This is a genomic window from Micromonospora sp. AKA38 (assembly GCF_027925725.1).
Taxonomy (GTDB): domain Bacteria; phylum Actinomycetota; class Actinomycetes; order Mycobacteriales; family Micromonosporaceae; genus Micromonospora.
Genome location: NZ_BNEI01000003.1, coordinates 1,078,281 through 1,097,430, shown reverse-complemented (window position 1 = coordinate 1,097,430; position 19,150 = coordinate 1,078,281). Strand labels below are relative to the sequence as shown.

21 protein-coding genes and 2 pseudogenes are annotated in these 19,150 nt (G+C 72.4%); 13 read left to right on the top strand and 10 right to left on the bottom strand.

The genetic code is table 11. The annotated features are described in order from the left end of the window. Positions 1-891: 891 nt before the first annotated feature. The 4 genes from TPA0908_RS13590 to TPA0908_RS13575 are packed head-to-tail and all read right to left on the bottom strand — an operon-like array spanning position 892 to position 6,553. A complete protein-coding gene (locus TPA0908_RS13590; RefSeq protein ID WP_281937930.1) occupies positions 892-2,745 on the bottom strand; it encodes an ABC transporter ATP-binding protein in 1,854 nt (617 codons plus the stop codon). After that, a complete protein-coding gene (locus TPA0908_RS13585) occupies positions 2,742-4,556 on the bottom strand; it encodes an ABC transporter ATP-binding protein (protein ID WP_281937928.1) in 1,815 nt (604 codons plus the stop codon). Before TPA0908_RS13585 ends, TPA0908_RS13590 begins: the two co-directional genes overlap by 4 nt. Positions 4,557-4,592: 36 nt before the next feature. Further along, the gene (locus TPA0908_RS13580) at positions 4,593-5,105 is read right to left on the bottom strand and encodes a methylated-DNA--[protein]-cysteine S-methyltransferase (protein ID WP_281937927.1); all 513 of its coding nucleotides are present in this window, start codon (positions 5,103-5,105) and stop codon (positions 4,593-4,595) included. Further along, positions 5,102-6,553, bottom strand: coding sequence for an AlkA N-terminal domain-containing protein (locus tag TPA0908_RS13575; RefSeq protein WP_281937925.1), 1,452 nt, complete (start codon positions 6,551-6,553; stop codon positions 5,102-5,104). Before TPA0908_RS13575 ends, TPA0908_RS13580 begins: the two co-directional genes overlap by 4 nt. Before the next feature lie 209 nt (positions 6,554-6,762). Here TPA0908_RS13575 and TPA0908_RS13570 point away from each other — a divergent pair, with 209 nt between their 5' ends. Continuing rightward, complete coding sequence (locus tag TPA0908_RS13570; RefSeq protein WP_281937924.1) at positions 6,763-7,239, top strand: hypothetical protein; 477 nt, start codon at positions 6,763-6,765, stop codon at positions 7,237-7,239. Between the two features lie 101 nt (positions 7,240-7,340). On the opposite strand, the pseudogene TPA0908_RS13565 reads toward TPA0908_RS13570, so the two are convergent. Beyond that, positions 7,341-8,111 (bottom strand): annotated as a pseudogene (locus TPA0908_RS13565) (EamA family transporter); the annotation flags it as partial. Between the two features lie 93 nt (positions 8,112-8,204). Here TPA0908_RS13565 and TPA0908_RS13560 point away from each other — a divergent pair. The 5 genes from TPA0908_RS13560 to TPA0908_RS13540 all read left to right on the top strand — a co-directional run bounded on the left by TPA0908_RS13560 (position 8,205) and on the right by TPA0908_RS13540 (position 11,312). Then, positions 8,205-8,723 (top strand): MarR family winged helix-turn-helix transcriptional regulator, encoded by a 519-nt coding sequence (locus TPA0908_RS13560; protein WP_281937922.1) that lies wholly within the window; start codon positions 8,205-8,207, stop codon positions 8,721-8,723. Positions 8,724-8,753: 30 nt separating this feature from the next. After that, entirely contained in the window at positions 8,754-9,515 is a 762-nt protein-coding gene (locus TPA0908_RS13555) for a Type 1 glutamine amidotransferase-like domain-containing protein (RefSeq protein WP_281937921.1), read from the top strand. A gap of 11 nt (positions 9,516-9,526) precedes the next feature. Next, entirely contained in the window at positions 9,527-10,612 is a 1,086-nt protein-coding gene (gene ychF / locus TPA0908_RS13550) for a redox-regulated ATPase YchF (protein ID WP_281937919.1), read from the top strand. A 68-nt stretch (positions 10,613-10,680) separates the two neighbouring features. Further along, positions 10,681-10,920, top strand: a complete 240-nt coding sequence (locus TPA0908_RS13545) for a hypothetical protein (protein WP_281937917.1) — start codon at positions 10,681-10,683, stop codon at positions 10,918-10,920. Continuing rightward, positions 10,917-11,312: a PIN domain-containing protein gene (locus tag TPA0908_RS13540; RefSeq protein WP_281937915.1), complete on the top strand. Its 396-nt coding sequence runs from the start codon at positions 10,917-10,919 to the stop codon at positions 11,310-11,312. Before TPA0908_RS13545 ends, TPA0908_RS13540 begins: the two co-directional genes overlap by 4 nt. A gap of 83 nt (positions 11,313-11,395) precedes the next feature. Here the strand turns inward: TPA0908_RS13540 and TPA0908_RS31710 are convergent. From TPA0908_RS31710 to TPA0908_RS13530, 3 genes and pseudogenes are all read right to left on the bottom strand, one after another. Beyond that, positions 11,396-11,494, bottom strand: a pseudogene (locus TPA0908_RS31710) (GntR family transcriptional regulator); the annotation flags it as partial. Between the two features lie 125 nt (positions 11,495-11,619). Then, a complete protein-coding gene (locus TPA0908_RS13535; protein ID WP_281937913.1) occupies positions 11,620-11,886 on the bottom strand; it encodes a superoxide dismutase in 267 nt (88 codons plus the stop codon). After that, positions 11,883-12,509: a superoxide dismutase gene (locus TPA0908_RS13530; protein WP_281937911.1), complete on the bottom strand. Its 627-nt coding sequence runs from the start codon at positions 12,507-12,509 to the stop codon at positions 11,883-11,885. Before TPA0908_RS13530 ends, TPA0908_RS13535 begins: the two co-directional genes overlap by 4 nt. 330 nt (positions 12,510-12,839) lie before the next feature. Between TPA0908_RS13530 and TPA0908_RS13525 the strand changes: the two genes are divergently transcribed. The 3 genes from TPA0908_RS13525 (at position 12,840) to TPA0908_RS13515 (ending at position 14,477) form a co-directional block, all read left to right on the top strand. Next, the gene (locus TPA0908_RS13525) at positions 12,840-13,169 is read left to right on the top strand and encodes an ArsR/SmtB family transcription factor (RefSeq protein ID WP_281937909.1); all 330 of its coding nucleotides are present in this window, start codon (positions 12,840-12,842) and stop codon (positions 13,167-13,169) included. Then, positions 13,169-13,903, top strand: coding sequence for a cation transporter (locus tag TPA0908_RS13520; protein WP_281937907.1), 735 nt, complete (start codon positions 13,169-13,171; stop codon positions 13,901-13,903). Before TPA0908_RS13525 ends, TPA0908_RS13520 begins: the two co-directional genes overlap by 1 nt. A gap of 100 nt (positions 13,904-14,003) precedes the next feature. Beyond that, positions 14,004-14,477, top strand: coding sequence for an SRPBCC family protein (locus tag TPA0908_RS13515; protein WP_281937906.1), 474 nt, complete (start codon positions 14,004-14,006; stop codon positions 14,475-14,477). 33 nt (positions 14,478-14,510) lie between these two features. Here TPA0908_RS13515 and TPA0908_RS13510 read toward each other — a convergent pair whose 3' ends face one another. After that, complete coding sequence (locus TPA0908_RS13510; RefSeq protein ID WP_281937904.1) at positions 14,511-15,092, bottom strand: Uma2 family endonuclease; 582 nt, start codon at positions 15,090-15,092, stop codon at positions 14,511-14,513. A 252-nt stretch (positions 15,093-15,344) separates the two neighbouring features. Between TPA0908_RS13510 and TPA0908_RS13505 the strand changes: the two genes are divergently transcribed. The 4 genes from TPA0908_RS13505 to TPA0908_RS13490 all read left to right on the top strand — a co-directional run bounded on the left by TPA0908_RS13505 (position 15,345) and on the right by TPA0908_RS13490 (position 18,608). After that, complete coding sequence (locus TPA0908_RS13505; protein ID WP_281937902.1) at positions 15,345-15,863, top strand: ribbon-helix-helix protein, CopG family; 519 nt, start codon at positions 15,345-15,347, stop codon at positions 15,861-15,863. Positions 15,864-15,945: 82 nt separating this feature from the next. Further along, a complete protein-coding gene (locus TPA0908_RS13500; RefSeq protein ID WP_281937900.1) occupies positions 15,946-16,785 on the top strand; it encodes a DUF4097 family beta strand repeat-containing protein in 840 nt (279 codons plus the stop codon). A 12-nt stretch (positions 16,786-16,797) separates the two neighbouring features. Then, positions 16,798-17,769, top strand: a complete 972-nt coding sequence (locus TPA0908_RS13495; RefSeq protein WP_281937898.1) for an ATP-binding cassette domain-containing protein — start codon at positions 16,798-16,800, stop codon at positions 17,767-17,769. Beyond that, entirely contained in the window at positions 17,766-18,608 is an 843-nt protein-coding gene (locus tag TPA0908_RS13490; protein ID WP_281937896.1) for an ABC transporter permease, read from the top strand. The genes TPA0908_RS13495 and TPA0908_RS13490 overlap by 4 nt, the downstream gene beginning before the upstream one ends. A 27-nt stretch (positions 18,609-18,635) precedes the next feature. On the opposite strand, the gene TPA0908_RS13485 is transcribed toward TPA0908_RS13490, so the two are convergent. Continuing rightward, positions 18,636-19,130 carry a GNAT family N-acetyltransferase gene (locus tag TPA0908_RS13485; protein ID WP_281937894.1) on the bottom strand — a complete coding sequence of 165 codons (495 nt, stop codon included), beginning with the start codon at positions 19,128-19,130 and terminating at the stop codon, positions 18,636-18,638. Positions 19,131-19,150: the final 20 nt, after the last annotated feature.

The following is a 19,150-nucleotide window of genomic DNA, read 5'->3' as shown; positions in this document are numbered from 1 at the left end:
CACCTGCACCCGAACGCTCCACGGCTTTCGTAGGGCCGTGGAACAGCGCGACATGCTTCGGGTGGGGGCAGCGTCTGTCCCTCCATGCGGAGGAGCGCCGCTCATCGGACGGCAGGGCCGGTCCACCTGATGAAGCGGCAGAACATCTCATCAGGCTGCGGACCGGGATTCGGGCTGAGCCTGAGTAGGTCCCCGGTCGCGTCGAAAAGCATGCCCGCCATGTAGACCGCGAGCCCTGCCCGGTCGCCCTGATACTCCATGCCAAGTAACAGCCGTGCTGGCTGGCAGGGCCAAGGGGCCGCACACACTCGGCAGAGCCAGGTAGGCCGCATCGGGTGGTGTGGGCGGACTGCACGGGATGAGCGGTTAGGTGCAGGCGGAGTGTTGTGCGGCATCGGCCGTGCCACGCCACCTGTACGGGGCGGGCGAGATCACGGCCCGGCTGGGCGTCAGTCGCCAGCGAGCTCGGCAGATCATCGACCGGCCCGACTTCCCGAAGCCGTACGACCGGCTAGGCATGGGCTCTGTCTGGCTGAAGGCCGATGTTGAGGCTTGGATTCGAGAGCACCGCCCGCATCTCGGTGAGGTTGACGACGAGGTGTAGATCCGTCCGTCTGCCTGGCTTCGCGACCAGGCTTTCTCGCGACGGCGGCACCCGTGGCTCTCGTGCCTGGTGTGTCGCCACCGAAGGAGAAAGCACTTTCGAGCGGTATGACTGTGGGTCATAATTATGACCCACAGTCATACCACCGATGAGCGCATTACCCGTGAATAGATGTCACGCTGAGTGATCAGGCGAGTGGACGTCGTCCATCCGGAGGTCGGCAGCGCCGCGCCACCCGGCTACTGACAGCCCGGCGGTTTGGGGTCTCCAACGCACCTGGACCCGCTTCAGATCAGCGAGTCGCGCCACTGGCGGTGCAGGGCGGCGTAGCGGCCGCCGGCCGCGGCCAGCTCGGCCGGCGGGCCGTCCTCGGCTACTCCGCCGGCGTCGAGGACCAGCACCCGGTCGGCGATCTCCACGGTGGAGAGCCGGTGGGCGATCACCAGCGCGGTGCGGTCGCACAACACGCTGCGCAACGCGCGCTGCACCAGCCGCTCGGTCGGCACGTCCAGCGACGAGGTGGCCTCGTCGAGGATCAGCACCCGGGGGTCGGCCAGGAACGCCCGGGCGAACGCGACAAGTTGCCGCTGCCCGGCGGAGAGCCGGCCGCCACGCCGGTGCACGTCGGTGGCGTACCCGTCGGGCAGCGCGGCGATGAACTCGTGCGCGCCGATGGCCCGGGCGGCGGCCACCACGGCGGCGTCGTCGGCGTCCGGGCGGCCGAACCTGATGTTCTCCGCGACGGAACCGCTGAACAGGTGGGTCTCCTGGGTGACCAGCACCACCGCCCGGCGCAGCTCGGCGTCGGCCAGGTCGCGCAGGTCCACCCCGTCCAGGTGGACCGAGCCGGCGTCCGGGTCGTGGAAGCGGGCCAGCAGCTTCGCCAGCGTGGACTTGCCGGCCCCGGTCGGCCCGATCAACGCCACGGTCTGCCCGGCCGGGACGGTCAGCTCCAGCCCGGACAGGATCGGCGTCTCCGGCCGGTAGCCGAAGGAGACCGAGCGGAAGACCACGGCGCCGCGCGCCGGCCCGGTGGGCAGCGGCACCGGCCGCGCCGGCTCGGCCACCGCCGGGCGCTCGTCCAGCACCCCGGCCAGCTTCTCCAACGCCGCGGTCGCCGACTGGAGCGAGTTGTAGAACTGGCTCAGCTCCTCCATCGGCTCGAAGAACCGCCGCAGGTAGAGCAGGAACGCGGCGAGCACGCCGACCTCGGTGTCGCCGCCGAGCACCCGCCAGCCGCCGTACGCGAGCACCGTGGCGGCGGTCAGGTTGCCGATCAGCCGGATGCCCGGCGAGTAGATCGCGATCAGCCGGAACGCGCGCAGGCTGGCCCGCCGGTAGTCGTCGTTGACCGCGGCGAAGATGCGCTGGTTGCGGGGCTCGCGGCGGAACGCCTGCACGGCCCGGATTCCGCGCAGCGACTCGACGAAGTGCACGATGACCAGCGCCACCGCTTCCCGGGTGCGCCGGTACGCCCCGGCGGAGGCCCGCGCGAACCAGCGGGACAGCCCGAACAGGAACGGGAACGCGAACAGCGTGACCGCGGCCAGCGGCAGGTCCAGCCAGAGCAGGATGCCCGCCACCGACAGCACCGACAGCACGGCCATGACCAGCCGGTCGATCCCGCCGTCGACCAGCTCACCGATGGATTCCAGGTCGCTGGTCAGCCGGGACACCATCCGGCCGGAGGTGTACCGCTCGTGGAAACCGACGTCGAGGCGGAGAAAGTGCGCGTACACCCGCTGGCGGAGGTCGAGCAGGACGGCCTGGCCGATCCGGGCGGCGAGGGCGAGGAACGCGCGCCGGGCCGCGTACTCGACGGCGGTCGCCACGACGAACGCGGCGGCGACCGCGACCAGTGGGCCGGCGTCACCGGCCCGCAGCGGCCCGATACCGCGGTCGATGCCGAGCATGACGAGGTACGGACCGGTCATCGCCGCCGCGTTCTGGGCCAGCAGCAGCGCCACGGCCAGCCCGAGCGGTGCCCGGTGCGGGTGGAGCAGTGTCCGCAGCAGGAGCCGGCTGCGGACGCGGAGCCGGGTCACCGCCGCCGGTGACGAGCCCTCCGCGCGGCTGCGGTCGGCGTCCGGGTCGGTGGCCCGGCCCCGCCACCGGGTCAGGTCGGCGTCTGGCGCGGTCACGACCGCACCAGGCCGACGCCGCCCGGCCGACCCTCCGGCTCGGCGGAGAGCACCGCCCGGTACGCCGGCACCCCGGCCAGCATCTCGGAGTGGGTGCCGACGGCCACCACCCGACCGGCCTCCAGCAGCGCCACCCGGTCGGCCAGCGCCACGGTCGAGGGCCGGTGCACCACCAGCAGCGCCGTGGTGTCTCGCAGCACCCGGCGCAGCGCGGCCTCGACAAGCGCCTCGGTGTGCACGTCCAGCGCGGAGAGCGGATCGTCGAGGACCAGCAGGGCGGGGCGGCCGAGCACCGCCCGGGCCAGCGCGAGCCGCTGCCGCTGCCCGCCGGAGAGCGACAGCCCCTGCTCACCGATCCGGGTGGCCAACCCCCACGGCAGCTCGTACGCGAACTCCGCCTGCGCCAGCGCCAGCGCGGCCCGGACCTCCTCCTCGCCGGCCTCCGGCCGGCCCAGGGTGAGGTTCTCCCGGACCGACATGGAGAACAGCGTGGCCTCCTCGAAGGCCACCCCGACCAGCCGGCGCAGCGAGCCGAGTCGCAGGTCACGCACGTCGTGCCCGTCGAGGGTGATCCGGCCGTCGGTGACTTCGTGCAGCCGGGGGACCAGTGAGAGCAACGTGCTCTTGCCGCACCCGGTGGCACCGACCAGGGCGAGCGTCTCGCCCGGCTCGACGGTCAGGTCCAGGTCGTGCAGCACCGGGGCGGGCGCGCCCGGGTAACGGAAGCTCACCCGCTCGAAGCGGAGCCGGCCGTGGACCTCGCCCCGGCCCAGCGACCGGGCGTGCGGGGCGTCCGCGATGGTGGGCGGGGTGTCGAGCACCTCCTGGATCCGGTCGGCGGCGGTGGCGGCCTCCTGCCCGTTCGCGATGATCCAGCCGAGCGACTGCACCGGCCAGATCAGCATGAGCTGGAGGCTGACGAACGCGACCAGTTGCCCGATGGTGAGCGCGCCCCCGGCCACGGCGGCGGCGCCGGCGACCAGGACCGCGCCGAGCGTCAGGTTGGGCACCAGGTCGAACAGCGCGGAGGTGCGGGCCAGCAGGCGGGCCTTGCCGATTGCGGTGTCGTGCAGCCGGCGGGTGTCGGCGGCGAACCGGGCGGCCAGCTCCGGGCCCCGCCCGTACGCCCGCATGGTGCGCAGCCCCTGCGCGGTCTCCTCGACCAGCGTGGCCACGTCGCCCTGCTGGTCCTGCATGCGACGGGAGGCCGCGTGGTAGTGCCGGGCGAACCGCCGGCTGATCAGGAACAGCGGGACGGCGCTGGCCGCGACCAGCAGCCCCAGCCAGGGGTGCAGCCGGATCAGCAGCACCACCACGGCGGCGTAGGTGATCAGGTTGAGCACCAGGAAGAGCAGGCCGAAGGAGAGGAACCGGCGGATCACCGAGAGGTCGCTGGTGATCCGGGAGAGCAGTTGACCGGACTGCCAGCGGTCGTGGAAGCCGACCGGGAGCCGTTGCAGGTGCGCGTAGATGTCGGCCCGGATGGCCGCCTCCATGCCCACCGAGGAGGACGACTGCGTCCACCGCCGGATGAAGATCAGCACGGCTTCGGCGAGCCCGAGCAGCAGCGCGAGCGCGCCGAGCCGGAGCAACCCGGCCCCGTCGTGCCTGGCCACCGGCCCGTCCACCACCCGCTGCACCACCAGCGGGACGGCCAGGCTCGCCGCGGTCGCGGCCAGCGCGGCGACCAGCAGCCAGGCGAACTCCGTCGCGTACGGGCGCAGGTAGGGCCGCAGCCGCCAGAGGTTGTGCAGCGGCTGGGACCGGGCGTCGGTATGCGCCGCGGGATTGCCGTCGCTGGGCGCGGGCACCAACCGACGGTAGCGGCCAGGTGTGTCGGCGCGGGGTCAGCTAGCCGTCACCCGTCCCTCATGCCCGAGAAGCCACTTTTTCACGTCCAGCCCCCAGCGGTAGCCACCGAGCGCCCCGTCGGTACGCAACACCCGGTGGCAGGGTACGAAGAGCGCCGCGGCGTTGCGGGCACAGGCCGCCGCCGCGGCGCGGACCGCGGCCGGCCGGCCGGCCAGCGCGGCGAACCCGGTGTAGGTCACCGGATCACCCGGCTTCACGTCGCGCAGCACCCGCCAGGCGTGCGCCAGGAAGACGCCGTCGGTGTGCTGCTCCACCTCGACCGCGTCGATCGCGGTCAGGTCGCCGTCGAGGTAGGCCCGGACCGCCGCGGTCACCGGCCCGAGGTCGGCCCGATCCCGCAGCTCACCGCGGAGGCTCGGGTGCGTCAACGGCACCAGGGCCGTCGGGTCGGCGGTGAAGCCGGCCGCACGCACCGCCCCGCCGGGCCCGGCGAGCACGCTCAGCGGCCCGGCGGGAGTGTCGATGACGGTGCTGTCCAGAGTGGTCATGCTGCTCTCCAGAGTCGGATCGTCGCGTACGACCGCCAGGGGCGCCAGCGGTCCGCGTACGCGGTCAGGGTCTTCGGGGTGTCGGGCAGGCCGAGCGCGGCTGCGCCGCGGCGGACGCCCAGGTCGGTGGCGAGAATGACGTCGGGGTCGCCGAGCGCGCGCATGGCCAGGTAACCGGCGGTCCACGGCCCGACGCCGGGCAGCGCGACCAGCCGCCGGGCGGCCTCCTCCCGGTCGCCGCCCGCGTCGAGGTCCAACTCCCCGTCGACGACGGCGCGGGCCAACGCCCGGATCGTCTCCCGCCGGGCCCCGGGCATGCGGAACGCCGGGTCCGGCGCGGCGAGCACCTCCGCCGCGCTCGGGAACGCCCGCAGGCCACCCGGTGCCCCGTCGGCGGCCCCGTCGTCGTCGGACCGGGTCGCGGCGATCAGGTGGGTGAGGGTGGTCCGGGCCGAGCGGAGCGAGACCTGCTGGGTGGTGACGGCGCGGACCGCGGTCTCGAAGCCGTCCACCGCGTGCGGGAGCCGGACGCCGGGCTCCGCCGCGACCGCCGGGGCCAGCGCCGGATCGACGGCCAGGACGGCGTCCACCGCGACCGGGTCCGCGTCCAGGTCGAGCAGGCGGCGGCAGCGGGCCACCGCGGGTGCCACGTCGCGCATGTCGGCCAGCCGCAGCGTGGCGGCCACGTGCCCGCCGGCCGGGGTCAACGCCGCCGTGCCGGGGCCGTGCGGCAGGCGCAGCCCGCGATGGTACGTCCGGTCGCGGACCTCCTCGATGCCGGGCAGCGCGCGCAGGGCGAGGAAGTCCAGCAGCGCGCCCGCGTGCAGGGGTGGCCGGTAGGCCAGTCGCAGCGTGATGGTGCCCGCGCCGCCGGCCGTCGGCCAGCCGCTCCGGCCGCCCCGCAGCTCGGACGGGGTGACGCCGAACACCTCGCGGACCGTGTCGTTGAACTGCCGCACGCTGCCGAACCCGGCGGCGAAGGCCACCTCGGCCAGGCCCAGCCCGGTGGTCTCGACCAGGATCCGGGCGGTCTGCGCACGCTGCGCCCGGGCCAGCGCCAGCGGGCCGGCGCCCAGCTCGGCCTGGAGCATGCGGTGCAGGTGTCGCTCGGTGTAGCCCAGCCGGGTGGCCAGCCCGGGGACGCCGTCCCGGTCGACCACGCCGTCGGCGATCAGTCGCATCGCGCGGCCGACCAGATCGGCCCGGACGTCCCACTGCGGGGAGCCCGGCGCGGCGTCGGGCCGGCACCGGCGGCAGGCCCGCAGCCCGGCGCCCTGCGCGGCGGCGGCGGACGGGAAGAACCGGACATTCTGCCGCTTCGGCGTCGTCGCCGGGCAGGACGGCCGGCAGTAGATCCCGGTCGACGTGACGCCGGTGTAGAACCAGCCGTCGAACCGCGGGTCGCGGCTGTCGACGGCCCGGTAGCACCGCTCGAAGTCCAGCTCCATGCCCCGATCCTGCCTCCCGGACCGGCCGCTCGGCTGGCGGGATTCGGACCTGACGTGCGGCAGTCGCACCAGCTCGGCGAGGTGGCGGTATCCCCGGCCCTCGGATACCGCCACCTCGGCGTAGTGGCGTGGATCTTGCCGGTGCGGCGGGGAAAGTGTCGTAAGTGGTCGGTACCGTCCCGCCACCAACTCCAGAAAAGGTGCGGGGCATGGCGAGCGTGGCCGGGCGGGGGCGAGCACCACTCGACACCGCGGTGGTGCAGGGCTTCTACGACCGGATGCGGGCGGTGGCGCCGGCCGCCTACGGCGCGATCGAGCGGGACCGCGCCGACGACCCGACGCGGCCCTTCGCCGAGACCGCCTGCGGCCGGCTGGTCGGCTCGCTCGACGCGGCCGGCCTGCGCGCGCTCGGCATGTGGGCGCACCACTGGTGCATGCGCTTCTACGACGACGACACCCGGGTCGGCGTGCGGCTGGTCGAGGAGATCGCCGGCCGGCGCGGCCTCGGCTGGACCGCCGACGAGGTGCGCTGGCTGCTCGACCGGTCACACGAGGCCGGGCCCGCCGCCGGCCACCGGTTCACCCTGCCGCTCGCCGCCGCGGCGGAGCTGCCGTCCGGCGCGCTGCCCGAGGACGTTCCGGTCGACACGGTGCCGGCCGACTGGCGCCGGTTGCGTGCCGGCTGAGCGGCGGTCGCGCCCCGGGCGTTTCGGTCCGGAAGCTGCCCGAGCACCATGGCGGCGACCGCCACCGCGAAGCCGGCGAGCTGGATCGGGCCGAGCGCCTGGCCGAGCACCAGCCAGCCGAGCGCCGCGGCGGTCAGCGGGCTGAGCGCGCCGAGCATCGACACCCGGGCCACCGGCAGCCGGGCCGCGCCCCGGAACCAGAGCGCGTACGCCAGCGCGGTGCCGACCAGCCCGAGCCACGCGTACCCCAGCAGGGCCGGCCCGTCCGGCGCGGGCGGCGCCCCCTCGACGACGACGGCGACCGGGGTGATCAGCAGGCCGCCGGCGACGAGTTGCCAGCTCGTGGCCGCGAGCGTGCCGACCCCGGGCGGGCGCCCCCAGCGGCGGGTGAGCACCAGGCCGGCGGCCATCGCGGCGGTGCCGGCCAGGCCGGCGGCCACGCCGAGCGGGTCGAGGCCGGCGCCCGGCCGCAGCACCACCAGGGCGACGCCGGCCGGGGCGGCGACGGCGGCGAGCAGCGCGGTGCGGCCGGGTCGGTCCCGGAGCAGGGCGACCGTGAGCACCGCGACCAGCAGGGGCTGGGCCGCGCCGAGCACGGCCGCGGTGCCCCCGGGCAACCGGTAGGCGGCGACGAAGAGCAGCGGGAAGAACGCCCCGATGTTGAGCGTGCCGAGCAGGGCGGCCCGGCCCCACCAGTTGCCGTGCGGTCGGCGGCGGGTCAGGGCGAGCAGCAGCAGGCCGGCCGGGAGGGCACGGATCGCCCCGGCCCAGAGCGGCCGGTCGGCGGGCAGCAGTTCGGCGGTCACCAGGTAGGTGCTGCCCCAGGTGACGGGCGCGATCGCGGTGAGCGCGACATCGGTCCGGCGGGTCATGCCTGCCTCTTCTCACGATGGTAAGTATCTTAGAGCTAAGCTACTTTGCGTCGAGTGAAAGCGGAAGAGCGACGTGCGGCACAATCGACAGCCGTGGCAGCGGACGAGGTAGACCTGATCGTCGAGCAGTGGCGTCGGGAACGGCCCGGCATGCGGCCCGAGCCGATGGCCGTCTTCGGCCGCATCTACCGGCTGTCCCGGCTGGTCGGCGACCGGCAGGAGCAGGTGTACGCCCGCTGGGGCATCGGTCGTGGCGAGTTCGACGTGCTCGCCGCGCTGCGCCGGTCCGGCCCGCCGTACACGCTGGCGCCGAAGGCGCTCACCGCCGCGCTGATGCTCACCTCCGGCGGGATGACCGGCCGGCTCGACCGGCTGGAACGCGCCGGGCTGGTCCGCCGCGCGCCGGACCCGGGCGACCGGCGGGCGCTGCGGGTCAGCCTCACCGACGCCGGCCGTCAGATCGTCGAGGAGTCGGCAGAGGCCGGGCTGGAGGTGCAGCGGCGGATCCTCGACGCGCTGCCGCCCGCCGACCGCTACCGACTGGCCGACCTGCTGCGCGCGCTGCTCGCCGCCGCCGAGTCGCCGGACGGGGCGGCGGACGAGGCACAATGATCTCCACCGTCGCCGGCCGGAAGGACACCCATGCCCGCCACCGAACCGACCATCGTCGCCACCAGCATGGGCTACTTCAGTCGCCGGCGCGGCCCCTGGGACGCCCGGCCCAGCCAGCTCTTCGACCACATGGCCGAGCTGGCCGGCGCCGGTGACGCGCCCCGGGTCTGCTATCTCGGCCAGGCCGTCGGCGACCAGCCGACCGGCCTCACCGTGTTCTACGGCGCGTTCGCCGACACCCGGTTCCGCGCGTCCCACCTGGCGCTGTACCCCATGCCCAACGTCGACGACATCCGCGCCCACCTGCTGGCGCAGGACGTCATCTGGGTCGGCGGCGGCAGCGTCGCCAACCTGTGCGCGGTGTGGCGGGTGCACGGCCTGCCGGAGATCCTGCACGAGTGCTGGCAGGCCGGCGTGGTGCTCGGCGGCGTCTCCGCCGGCTCGATCTGCTGGCACACCGGTGGCGCCACCGACAGCTACGGCCCGGAGCTGCGTCCGTTCACCGACGGGCTGGGCTGGCTCCCGTACGGCAACGGCGTGCACTACGACAGCGAGGAGCAGCGCCGGCCGCTGATGCACCGGCTGGTCGCCGACGGGACGCTGCCGACCAGCCACTGCACCGACGACGGCGTCGGGCTGATCTACCGGGGGACCCGGCTGGTCGAGGCGGTGGCGGACCGGCCGGACGTGGCCGCGTACGAGCTGGTGCGGGCCGACGACGGCACGGTGCGGGAGACCCGGATCGAGCCCCGCCTGCTGCCCGCCCGGCCGGACGGCCGGCAGACCGCGTAAGCTGGCTCGTCGTGAGTCTCACCATCGGCATCGTCGGCCTGCCCAACGTGGGCAAGAGCACCCTGTTCAACGCGCTGACCAAGAACGACGTGCTCGCCGCGAACTACCCGTTCGCCACCATCGAGCCGAACGTCGGCGTGGTCGGGCTTCCCGACGAGCGCCTGGGCAGGCTGGCCGAGATCTTCTCCTCGCAAAAGGTGCTGCCCGCGCCGGTCTCGTTCGTCGACATCGCCGGCCTGGTCCGGGGCGCCTCGAAGGGGCAGGGCCGGGGCAACGCGTTCCTGGCCAACATCCGCGACGCCTCGGCGATCTGCCAGGTGGTGCGCGCCTTCTCCGACCCGAACGTGGTGCACGTCGACGGCAAGGTCTCGCCCGCCGACGACATCGAGACGATCAACACCGAGCTGATCCTGGCCGACATCCAGACGCTGGAGAAGGCGCTGCCGCGGCTGGAGAAGGAGGCCAAGCTCCGCAAGGACCGGGCCGCCGCCGTCGAGGCCGCCAAGAAGGCAGTCGAGGTGCTCGACAACGGCGTCACGCTGTACGCGGGCGCCGCCGCCGCGAAGGTCGAGCTGGAGCACCTGCGTGAGCTGCACCTGCTCACCACCAAGCCGTTCATCTACGTCTTCAACGTCGACGAGGCCGAGCTGGGCAACGCCGCGTTCCTCGACGAGTTGCGCGCCCTGGTCGCGCCCGCCGAGGCGGTCTTCATGGACGCGAAGATCGAGTCCGAGCTGGTGGACCTGCCCGAGGACGAGGCCCGCGAGCTGCTGGAGTCGATCGGTCAGTCCGAGCCGGGCCTGGACCAGTTGGTCCGGGTGGGCTTCCGGACGCTGGGGCTCCAGACGTACCTCACGGCCGGCCCCAAGGAGGCGCGGGCCTGGACCGTCCCGATCGGGGCGACCGCGCCGGAGGCCGCCGGGGTGATCCACAGCGACTTCCAGCGCGGCTTCATCAAGGCCGAGGTGGTCTCCTACGCCGACCTGGTCGCGGCCGGATCGATGGCGGCGGCGAAGGCCGCCGGCAAGGTCCGGATCGAGGGCAAGGAGTACGTCATGCAGGACGGCGACGTGGTGGAGTTCCGCTTCAACGTCTGACGTCGGCCTGCCCGGGGCAGGCCCGCCGGGCTCGCTCAGTTGCGGTAACACCATGGTATGGTCGCAGGGTGGCGAAGACGAAGAAGGTCACGATCACGCTCCCGGCGGAGTTGCTGGAGAGCATGAAGTCGCACACCGACAACGTCTCCGGCTACCTCACCGAGCTGGCCGAGCGGGCCGAGCGGCGCCGACTTCTCCGCGAGGAGTTGGATCACTACCAGGGCGAATTCGGGACGTTCACTGACGAGGAGATGGCCGAGGCTCGGGCGCTCCTGCACGGGGCCGAGGAGATCGGACGTGCGGCGTGAGCCTTGAGTCGCTGGTGCTCGACTCGCAAGGCTTCGCAATGTGGATCGAACGGGACCGCAAGGTGATGCGACTGCTGGAGCAGGCGGAGCGTGACGGGGCCGATCTTGCCATGTCGGCCGCCACGATCATCGAGGTCTCCCACTCCGGCGTGGACGTCGCGCGGCTGACCTGGCTGCTGTCCCGAATCCGGGTGGAGGCGGTGACGGTGGAAAGCGCCCGCCGCAGTGCGGGGCTGTTGGAGGCGGCGGGGCTCCATGGGCACAGGTACGCCATCGATGCCATGGTCGCCGAGGTGGCGCTCCGCCTACCCGCGCCGGTGGCGATCCTGACATCCGATGTCGATGACATCGTCAAGCTTTGCGGGCAGCGGGTTCGGGCCATCGGGCTGTAGGTGGGCTTTCGCCCGCTTGTATCGCGGTTCACGGGTGGGTGCGCCTCGCCCTGGGGCATCGTCGGGCGCGAATCTGCCTCGGCCTGTTCGGCGACGAAGACGCCCACGCCCGGCCGGGTCTCGGTCATTCCTCTGATCCGTGAGACCTGCATGGCACGGTCGATCACGGGCTCGGTCGCTCCCTTCCACACCTCGGATTCGGTGGCCGTGACATGTCACCGAAGCGGGTTACGTACGACGACTACGTCCTGGCGGCAGCGCTCACCCTCGCCCGTCGCCACCGACCGGCGGCCTGTCGGGTGGGCGTCTAGGTGCTGACCGGGGGCTCGCTGGCGGCGGCAATGTGCAGGGTGAGTTCCTGGACGAGGTCGTCCATGGTCTGGCCGGTTTGGGTGCGGACGAGGGTGAGGGCGAGTTCGGCCAGGAGCATGAAGCCGCGTGTGCGGGCAGCCTCGTCGGGGAAGGCTGCGAGCAGTTGCTCGGCGCCGCCGAGGTCGCCGCGGTGCTTGGCGGCGATGACCCCGGCGGCGCGTTGCGCAGCGGTGAAGGCCGACGCGGGGTCGGCTGTGGTCACGGTGCGACGAGGATCGGGTTGCCGGCGGCGCGGGCGGCGTCGAAGCGCCGGGTGACGTCGCCCCAGTTGACGAGGTTCCACAGCCGGTCGACGTAGTCGGGTCGGACGTTCTTGTATTGCAGGTAGTAGGCGTGTTCCCAGGCGTCGAAGACCAGGATCGGGGTGGAGCCCTGACCGACGTTGCCGTGATGGTCGTAGACCTGTTCCACGATGAGGCGCTGGGACAGCGGCTCCCAGGCCAGGATGCCCCAGCCGGAGCCCTGCACGCTCTTGGTGGCGTTGGAGAGCTGAGCGGCGAAGGCGTCGAAGGAGCCGAAGTGCTCGTCGATGGCGGCGGACAGTTCGCCGTCGGGGCGGTCGCCGCCCTCAGGCGAGAGGTTGTTCCAGAAGATCGAGTGCAGGACGTGGCCGGAGAGGTTGAACGCGAGGGTCTTCTCCAGGCCGACCAGCGTGGTGTAGTCGCCCTTGTCGCGGGCCTCGGCGAGCTGGTCGAGGGTGTCGTTGCTGCCCTTGACGTAGGCGGCGTGGTGCTTGCTGTGGTGCAGCTCCAGGATCTGACCGCTCATGGCGGGTTCGAGTGCCCCGTAGTCGTAGGGCATGTCAGGAAGTGTGTAGACGGCCAACGGAACCCTCCCGCGTGATCGAGATCGTCCCGCCAGTATGCCTTATTGCCAAACTCTGGCAACTACGGAATTGTGGCAACTAGGCGGTGATCGTGATGGCTCCCTTGCCAGTCGGCCCGTCAGTGGGCGTGCCTCCCCGCTGCGATGATCCTGGTGGAGGCACGCCCACAGCTCACTTGGTCAAACCGACCGACACGCCGTACCTGGAACCGTCCCTGCCGGCCAGCCGATCGCGCCTCCTGGTTCCGCTTCAATGTCTGACCCGGCCCGCCGGGATGGCGGGTTCGGTACGACTGGCGCTGAATTCAGCAATCGCTGTACTGTCGTCGGGTGGAGATCCTGACGCACGGGCATGTGCTGGCCCGGTTCGGCCACGCGTTGTCCGATCCCATCCGAGCGCGGCTGCTCCTGGCGCTGCGGGACGCCCCGGGCTATCCGGCGGAGCTGGCCGACCTGCTCGGGACGACTCGCCAGAACCTGTCCAACCACCTTGCCTGCCTGCGCGGCTGTGGTCTGGTCGTGGCGGTGCCCGAGGGGCGGCGGACCCGCTATGAGCTGACCGACGCACGGCTGGCGCATGCTCTCGGCGACCTGCTGAACCTGGTGCTGACGGTCGACCCGACGATGTGCGCGGACGCCGACGAGAAGGGTTGCTGTTGATGTCCGCCCCTCTGCTACAGGTTCAGTCCGGTAACGGCGCGGTCCGTCGTGCGGTGCTCGCGCGACGGGTGCGGTTCCTGGTGGCGGCAACGATCACCTACAACGTGATCGAGGCGGTGGTGGCGATCACGGCCGGTGCTGCTGCCTCCTCCACCGCCCTGATCGGCTTCGGTCTGGATTCGGTGATCGAGGTTTCCTCGGCGGCGGCGGTGGCGTGGCAGTTCGCCGGCCGCGACCCGGAGGCGCGGGAGAAGGCCGCACTGCGGATCATCGCGGTGTCGTTCTTCGCGCTGGCCGCGTACGTCACCGTGGAGTCGGTGCGAGCGCTGGCCGGCGGCGGAGAGGCCGAACACTCCACCGTCGGCCTGGTCCTGGCTGCCCTGTCCCTGTTGATCATGCCGGTGCTGTCCTACGCGCAACGACGGGCCGGGCGCGAGTTGGGCTCCCGATCAGCGGTGGCCGATTCCAAGCAGACCCTGCTCTGCACCTATCTGTCCGCCGTGCTGCTCGTCGGCCTGGGTCTCAACAGCCTGTTCGGCTGGTCCTGGGCCGATCCGCTCGCCGCGCTCGTCATCGCCGTGGTGGCGGTCAAGGAGGGGCGAGCGGCGTGGCGCGGGGACGCCTGCTGTGCGATGCCGGTCAACGGCTCGGCTCCACGTGCCAGTCAGCGTGACAGCGCCGACACCTGCGCGTGCGAACCTGGCTGTTCCTGCTGCTCAGGCGAGACGAAGTGATCTTCCGGCGCTGCGGGTGCCGGTTCGACGGCTGACCGTGCGACGGGGCGAGAGGCATCGCACTGTCGCTGCGTCAAACGCTGGGTCTACCGTTGGCGGTGTGCCGCGCATCGAGCTGGCCACGGACGTCCAGGCAGCCCCGGAAGCCGTCTTCGACGCCTGCCTCGACGTCGACACGCACACCGATTCCATGGGGAACAGCGCCGAACGGGCGGTCGGTGGTGTGACGACCGGCCGGCTGGCGGCCGGAGACACCGTGACATGGGAAGCCCGGCACTTCGGCCTGCCGTGGCGGATGACGGTCCGGATCACCGACTACCGACGACCGTACGGCTTCACCGACGAGCAGGTCAGCGGCCCGTTCCGCCGATGGCGCCACGAGCACACGTTCACCCCGAACCCTGCTGACCGCGCGGCGACCGTCATGCGCGACGTCATCGACTTCTCGGCACCGATGGGCCCGCTCGGTCGGCTGGTGGCCCGCTTCATCCTGCGGCCGTACCTGCGACGCCTCATCGCGCGCCGCAACGCCTACCTCGCGGTCGCCTTGGCACGGCCCTCAACGCCAAGCTGAGGGGCGGAGTAAAACCGCCTGGCGGGGATCGGGTCAGCTCCTGCGGCCGGGCACCAACCCGGTCAGGTCGATCTTGATCGGGAACGGCATCGAGGTGCGCAACTCGTCCCGATGGATTCCGGTCGGCGCGTACGACCGCGTGGGGCCGTCGATCTCGTACGTGTAGACCACTGGGGAGCCGTCCTCGTCCTTGATGCGCCAGTAGTTCGCGATCCCCGCTTCCGCGTGCTTGCGCAGCTTGACGTTGCGGTCCCGGTGCGCCGACTCGGGCGAGACCACCTCGACCACCAGTAGCGTCTCTTCGGGTGTGTGGAAGGTGCGGGACGGGTCGTAGGGCGCCGTTGTGACGAGAAGATCGGGCTCGGGGCGGTTCCATCGGTCGAGTCGAATCGTGATCTCCCGATCGACCTCGACGCCTGCCGGAGCCTGCTCGGTCAGGGCGATCACCAGTGCGGTGACCATCCGAGCGTGCCAGACCCGCTGGGGAGAAGTCCTCAGGACGAGTGCTCCGTCGATGAGTTCGGTGTGACGCGGGGCGTCGGCGAGCTGGTCCAGCTCCTCGGCGTGCCAGCCCTCGGGGCGAGGTGGCCGCATCCACTCGGGCACCGCAGTCATGGCCACACGGTAGTGCCGAGTAACAGGTCTGGTCGGCGCATCCTTCGGGCGACCCTGTCGGCGGTGCTCTGCGAGAGATCAAGAGCACGCATCGGGTGCTGGCGACGACAGAAAAAGGTGGTGTGGCATCACGGTGATGCCAAGCTCATGACGGCTGTTGAGCAGGGTTGATGCAGGAATCAACTCAGAGCGCGTGCCATAGTGGCATCATTGAGGCTTGCGGTGGTGCCATTGCTGTGCCACAGTAGTGCCATGGACTTGACCTCGTATGTGAGCAACCTCGGGCGGGAGTTCGCCACGCTCGCCGAAGCCGGCGGTGAAGAGTCGCGTGCGCTGGTCGAGCGCCTGACCGGGCCACTGGAGTCGGCGATCCGGATGACGCTGCTGGACGCGCTGTCGGCCGCCGCCGACGAGATCACCCGGGAACTCGCCCCCGGCTCGGTGGAGGTGCGGCTGCGCGGCCGGGACCCGGACTTCGTGGTGACCCCACCGCCGGCCGAGCCGCTCCCTGCGGCGTCCGACCAGGGCGCGGCACCGGACATCGACCTGCCGATCAACGAGGACGGCCCCGTTGCCCGGATCAACGTACGCATGCCGGAGCAGCTCAAGGCCGCGGTCGAGGAGGCCGCCGCCGCCGAGGGGCGCTCGGTCAACGCCTGGCTGGTCCGGGCCGCCGCCGCCGGCCTACCCAGAAGCGACCGGGAGCCGCGCCCCGAGCCACGCGTCGGCGGGAATCGGTCCCAGCAGCGTTTCACCGGCTGGGTGCACTGACCGCACCGCTCCACCCGGCTTTTCCTCTCACGTCCCCCTGACCTGCGGGGACGACTCACCGACCCAGGATGTGGGGACAACCATGCCTGTTTTCGACACACCCGAATCGATCTCCGTCACGATGGAACTCGGCGTCGCCGCCCTGCGGGTGGCCGCCGGCGACCGCGCCGACACCGTGGTGGAGGTCCGCCCGAGCAACGGCGACGACGAGTCCGACGTCCAGGCCGCCGCCCAGGTACGCGTCGAGTTCACCGACGGCACGCTCCACGTGACCGGCCCGAAGCGCACCTTCGACTTCTCGAAGAAGAGCAGGTCGGTGGACGTCTCCATCGAACTGCCCAGCGACTCCCGGCTCGCCGCGCACCTGCTGCTGGGCGACGTGCACGCCACCGGCCGGCTCGGCGAGACCCGGGTGAAGACCACCGGCAACGTCCGGTTGGAGCGGACCGGGCCGTTGCGCCTGCACACCGGTGTCGGGCACGTCACCGTCGGCGACGTCACCGGCGACGCGGAGATCTCCACCGGCTCCGGCACGGTGCGGGTCGGCAGCGTCCAGGGCGCCGTGGCGGTGAAGAACTCCAACGGCGACACCACGGTCGACGCGGCCACCGGTGACGTGCGGGTGCGTAATGCCAACGGCGCCATCGAGGTGGCGCACGCCGGCGCCGGCGTCGACGCGAAGACCTCCAACGGCGGCATCCGGGTCGCCGAGGTGACGCGCGGCTCGGTGGTGCTGGGCACCGCCATGGGCGACCTGGACATCGGCGTCGCGGCGGGCACCGCCGCGTGGCTGGAGGTCAACACCGGCTTCGGTCAGGTGCACAACCACCTGGAGAGCACCGCGCGGCCCGGCGGCACCGAGGAAACCGTCGAGGTACGCGGCCGGACCTCCTACGGCGACATCACCATCCACCGGTCCTGACGGGAGGACATCGTGACCACACACCAGATCGCCGTGACCGGGCTCCGGAAGTCGTTCGGCGAGCATGTCGTGCTCGACGGCGTCGACCTGCGCGTACCCGAAGGCACGGTCTTCTCGCTGCTCGGCGCGAACGGCGCCGGGAAGACCACCACCGTGCGGATCCTGTCCACGCTGCTCGCCGCCGACGCCGGTGAGGTCCGGGTCGCCGGGCACGACCTCGCCCGCGAGCCGGACGCGGTACGCGCCGCGATCGGTGTCACCGGTCAGTTCTCCGCGGTGGACAAGTTGCTCACCGGCGAGGAGAACCTGCGGTTGATGGCGGACCTGCACCACCTCGCCCGCCACGAGGGCCGGCGGCGGGCCGCCCGGCTGCTCGAACGGTTCGACCTGACCGGGGCGGCCGGGAAGCCGGCGTCGACCTACTCCGGGGGCATGCTGCGACGACTCGACCTGGCGATGACGCTTGTCGGCGACCCCCGGGTGATCTTCCTGGACGAGCCGACCACCGGGCTCGACCCGCGCAGCCGCCGGGACGTGTGGCAGATCGTCCGCGAGCTGGTGGCCGGCGGCGTGACCATCTTCCTGACCACCCAGTACCTGGCGGAGGCGGACGAGTTGGCCGACCGGATCGCGGTGCTCGACCACGGCCGGGTGGTCGCCGAGGGCACGCCCGAGGAGTTGAAGCGCCGCATTCCGGGCGGGCACGTCCGGCTGCGGTTCGCCGATCCGGCGGGCCTCGACGCGGCGGTACGCGTGCTCGACCGGGCCACCCGCGACGCCGACGCGCTCACCCTGCGGGTGCCCGGCGACGGCAGCCTGCGGTCGCTGCGGTCGCTTATCGGCCGGCTCGACGACGGTGGCGTCGAGGTCGACGAGTTGTCCGTGCACACCCCCGACCTCGACGACGTCTTCCTCACCCTGACCGGCGGACCCACCGACACCCGCACCGGCCAGCCCACCGACGGGAAGGTGACCACGCGATGAGCGTCTCCACCCACGCCGACCTCCGGTTCCACCCGCTGCGCGACTCGGTGACGATGCTGCGCCGCAACCTCCGGCGCATGCTGCGCTACCCGTCGATGACCGTGATGCTCATCGGGATGCCCGTGGTCTTCCTGCTGCTCTTCGTCTACGTGTTCGGCGGCACGCTGGGCGCCGGGCTCGGGAGCGGCGCCGGGGGGTCGACGGCCGGCGGCGGCGCGGCCGGTGCGGGGACCCGGGCCGCGTACGCCAACTACGTGGCGCCGGCGATCATCCTGATGACGGTGGCGGCCACGGTCCAGGGGACCGCCATCTCGATCGCGATGGACCTGACCGAGGGCATCATCGCCCGGTTTCGCACCATGCACATCGCCCGCGTCTCGGTGCTGACCGGACACGTCCTCGGCAGCATGATCCAGGCGGCGTTCAGCCTGGCCGTGGTGATCGGCGTGGCGCTGCTGGTCGGCTTCCGTCCCACCGCCGGGCCGGTCGGCTGGCTGGGCGCGGTCGGCCTGCTCGCGGCGGTGACGTTCGCGCTGGTCTGGCTGGCGGTCGCGCTCGGCCAGGTCAGCGAGAGCGTGGAGACCGCGAGCAACCTGCCGATGCCGCTGATCCTGCTGCCGTTCCTCGGCAGCGGGTTCGTGCCCACCGACTCGATGCCGGCCGGCCTGCGCTGGTTCGCCGAGTACCAGCCGTTCACCCCGATCATCGAGAGCCTGCGCGGCCTGCTGATGGGCACGCCGATCGGCGCCGACGGCTGGATCGCGCTCGGCTGGTGCGCCGTCGTCGCGCTCGGTGGGTACCTCTGGTCCAGGCGGCTGTTCAACCGCGAGTCCCGCTAGCTGCGGCGCCCGCCCCCGGTCCGCGAGTCAGCGGATCCGGGGGCTGCGGCGTTCGATGAGCGTGACGTCCCGCCAGACGCCGTGGTGTCGGCCGATCCGCTCCCGGGTCCCGACCACCCGGAAGCCGCGGGCCGCGTGCAGCGCCAGGCTGGCGGTGTTCTCCGGGAACACGCCGGACTGGATGGTCCAGACGCCGGCCGCCTCGGTGGAGTCGATCAGCGCGTCCAGCAGCAGCCGGCCGACGCCGCGGCCCCGCGCCTCGGGATGCACGTAGACGGAGTGCTCGACCACCCCGGCGTAGACGCAGCGGTCGGAGACCGCCGAGCAGGCCACCCAGCCGAGCAGCCGTCCGGCCGCGTCGAGCGCCACCCACCGGTGGCCGGGCAGCCGGCCGGCGGTGAACCGGGGCCACTCCGGCGGCTCGGTCTCGAACGTGGCGTCGCCCTCGGCGATACCGAGGCGGTAGGTCTCCAGCACGGCGTCGGCGTGCGAGTCGTCCATCGCGACGACGGTCACTGTCATCGGCCCTCCCGGCGGGTCAG

What these genes read in the sequence shown, in the direction of transcription:
- TPA0908_RS13580 (WP_281937927.1), bottom strand. Translation starts at nt 5,105, where the DNA reads ATGACCACTCTGGACAGCACCGTCATCGACACTCCCGCCGGGCCGCTG.
- TPA0908_RS13575 (WP_281937925.1), bottom strand. Translation starts at nt 6,553, where the DNA reads ATGGAGCTGGACTTCGAGCGGTGCTACCGGGCCGTCGACAGCCGCGAC.
- TPA0908_RS13570 (WP_281937924.1), top strand. Translation starts at nt 6,763, where the DNA reads ATGGCGAGCGTGGCCGGGCGGGGGCGAGCACCACTCGACACCGCGGTG.
- TPA0908_RS13555 (WP_281937921.1), top strand. Translation starts at nt 8,754, where the DNA reads ATGCCCGCCACCGAACCGACCATCGTCGCCACCAGCATGGGCTACTTC.
- TPA0908_RS13520 (WP_281937907.1), top strand. Translation starts at nt 13,169, where the DNA reads ATGTCCGCCCCTCTGCTACAGGTTCAGTCCGGTAACGGCGCGGTCCGT.
- TPA0908_RS13510 (WP_281937904.1), bottom strand. Translation starts at nt 15,092, where the DNA reads ATGACTGCGGTGCCCGAGTGGATGCGGCCACCTCGCCCCGAGGGCTGG.
- TPA0908_RS13505 (WP_281937902.1), top strand. Translation starts at nt 15,345, where the DNA reads ATGGACTTGACCTCGTATGTGAGCAACCTCGGGCGGGAGTTCGCCACG.
- TPA0908_RS13500 (WP_281937900.1), top strand. Translation starts at nt 15,946, where the DNA reads ATGCCTGTTTTCGACACACCCGAATCGATCTCCGTCACGATGGAACTC.
- TPA0908_RS13490 (WP_281937896.1), top strand. Translation starts at nt 17,766, where the DNA reads ATGAGCGTCTCCACCCACGCCGACCTCCGGTTCCACCCGCTGCGCGAC.
- TPA0908_RS13485 (WP_281937894.1), bottom strand. Translation starts at nt 19,130, where the DNA reads ATGACAGTGACCGTCGTCGCGATGGACGACTCGCACGCCGACGCCGTG.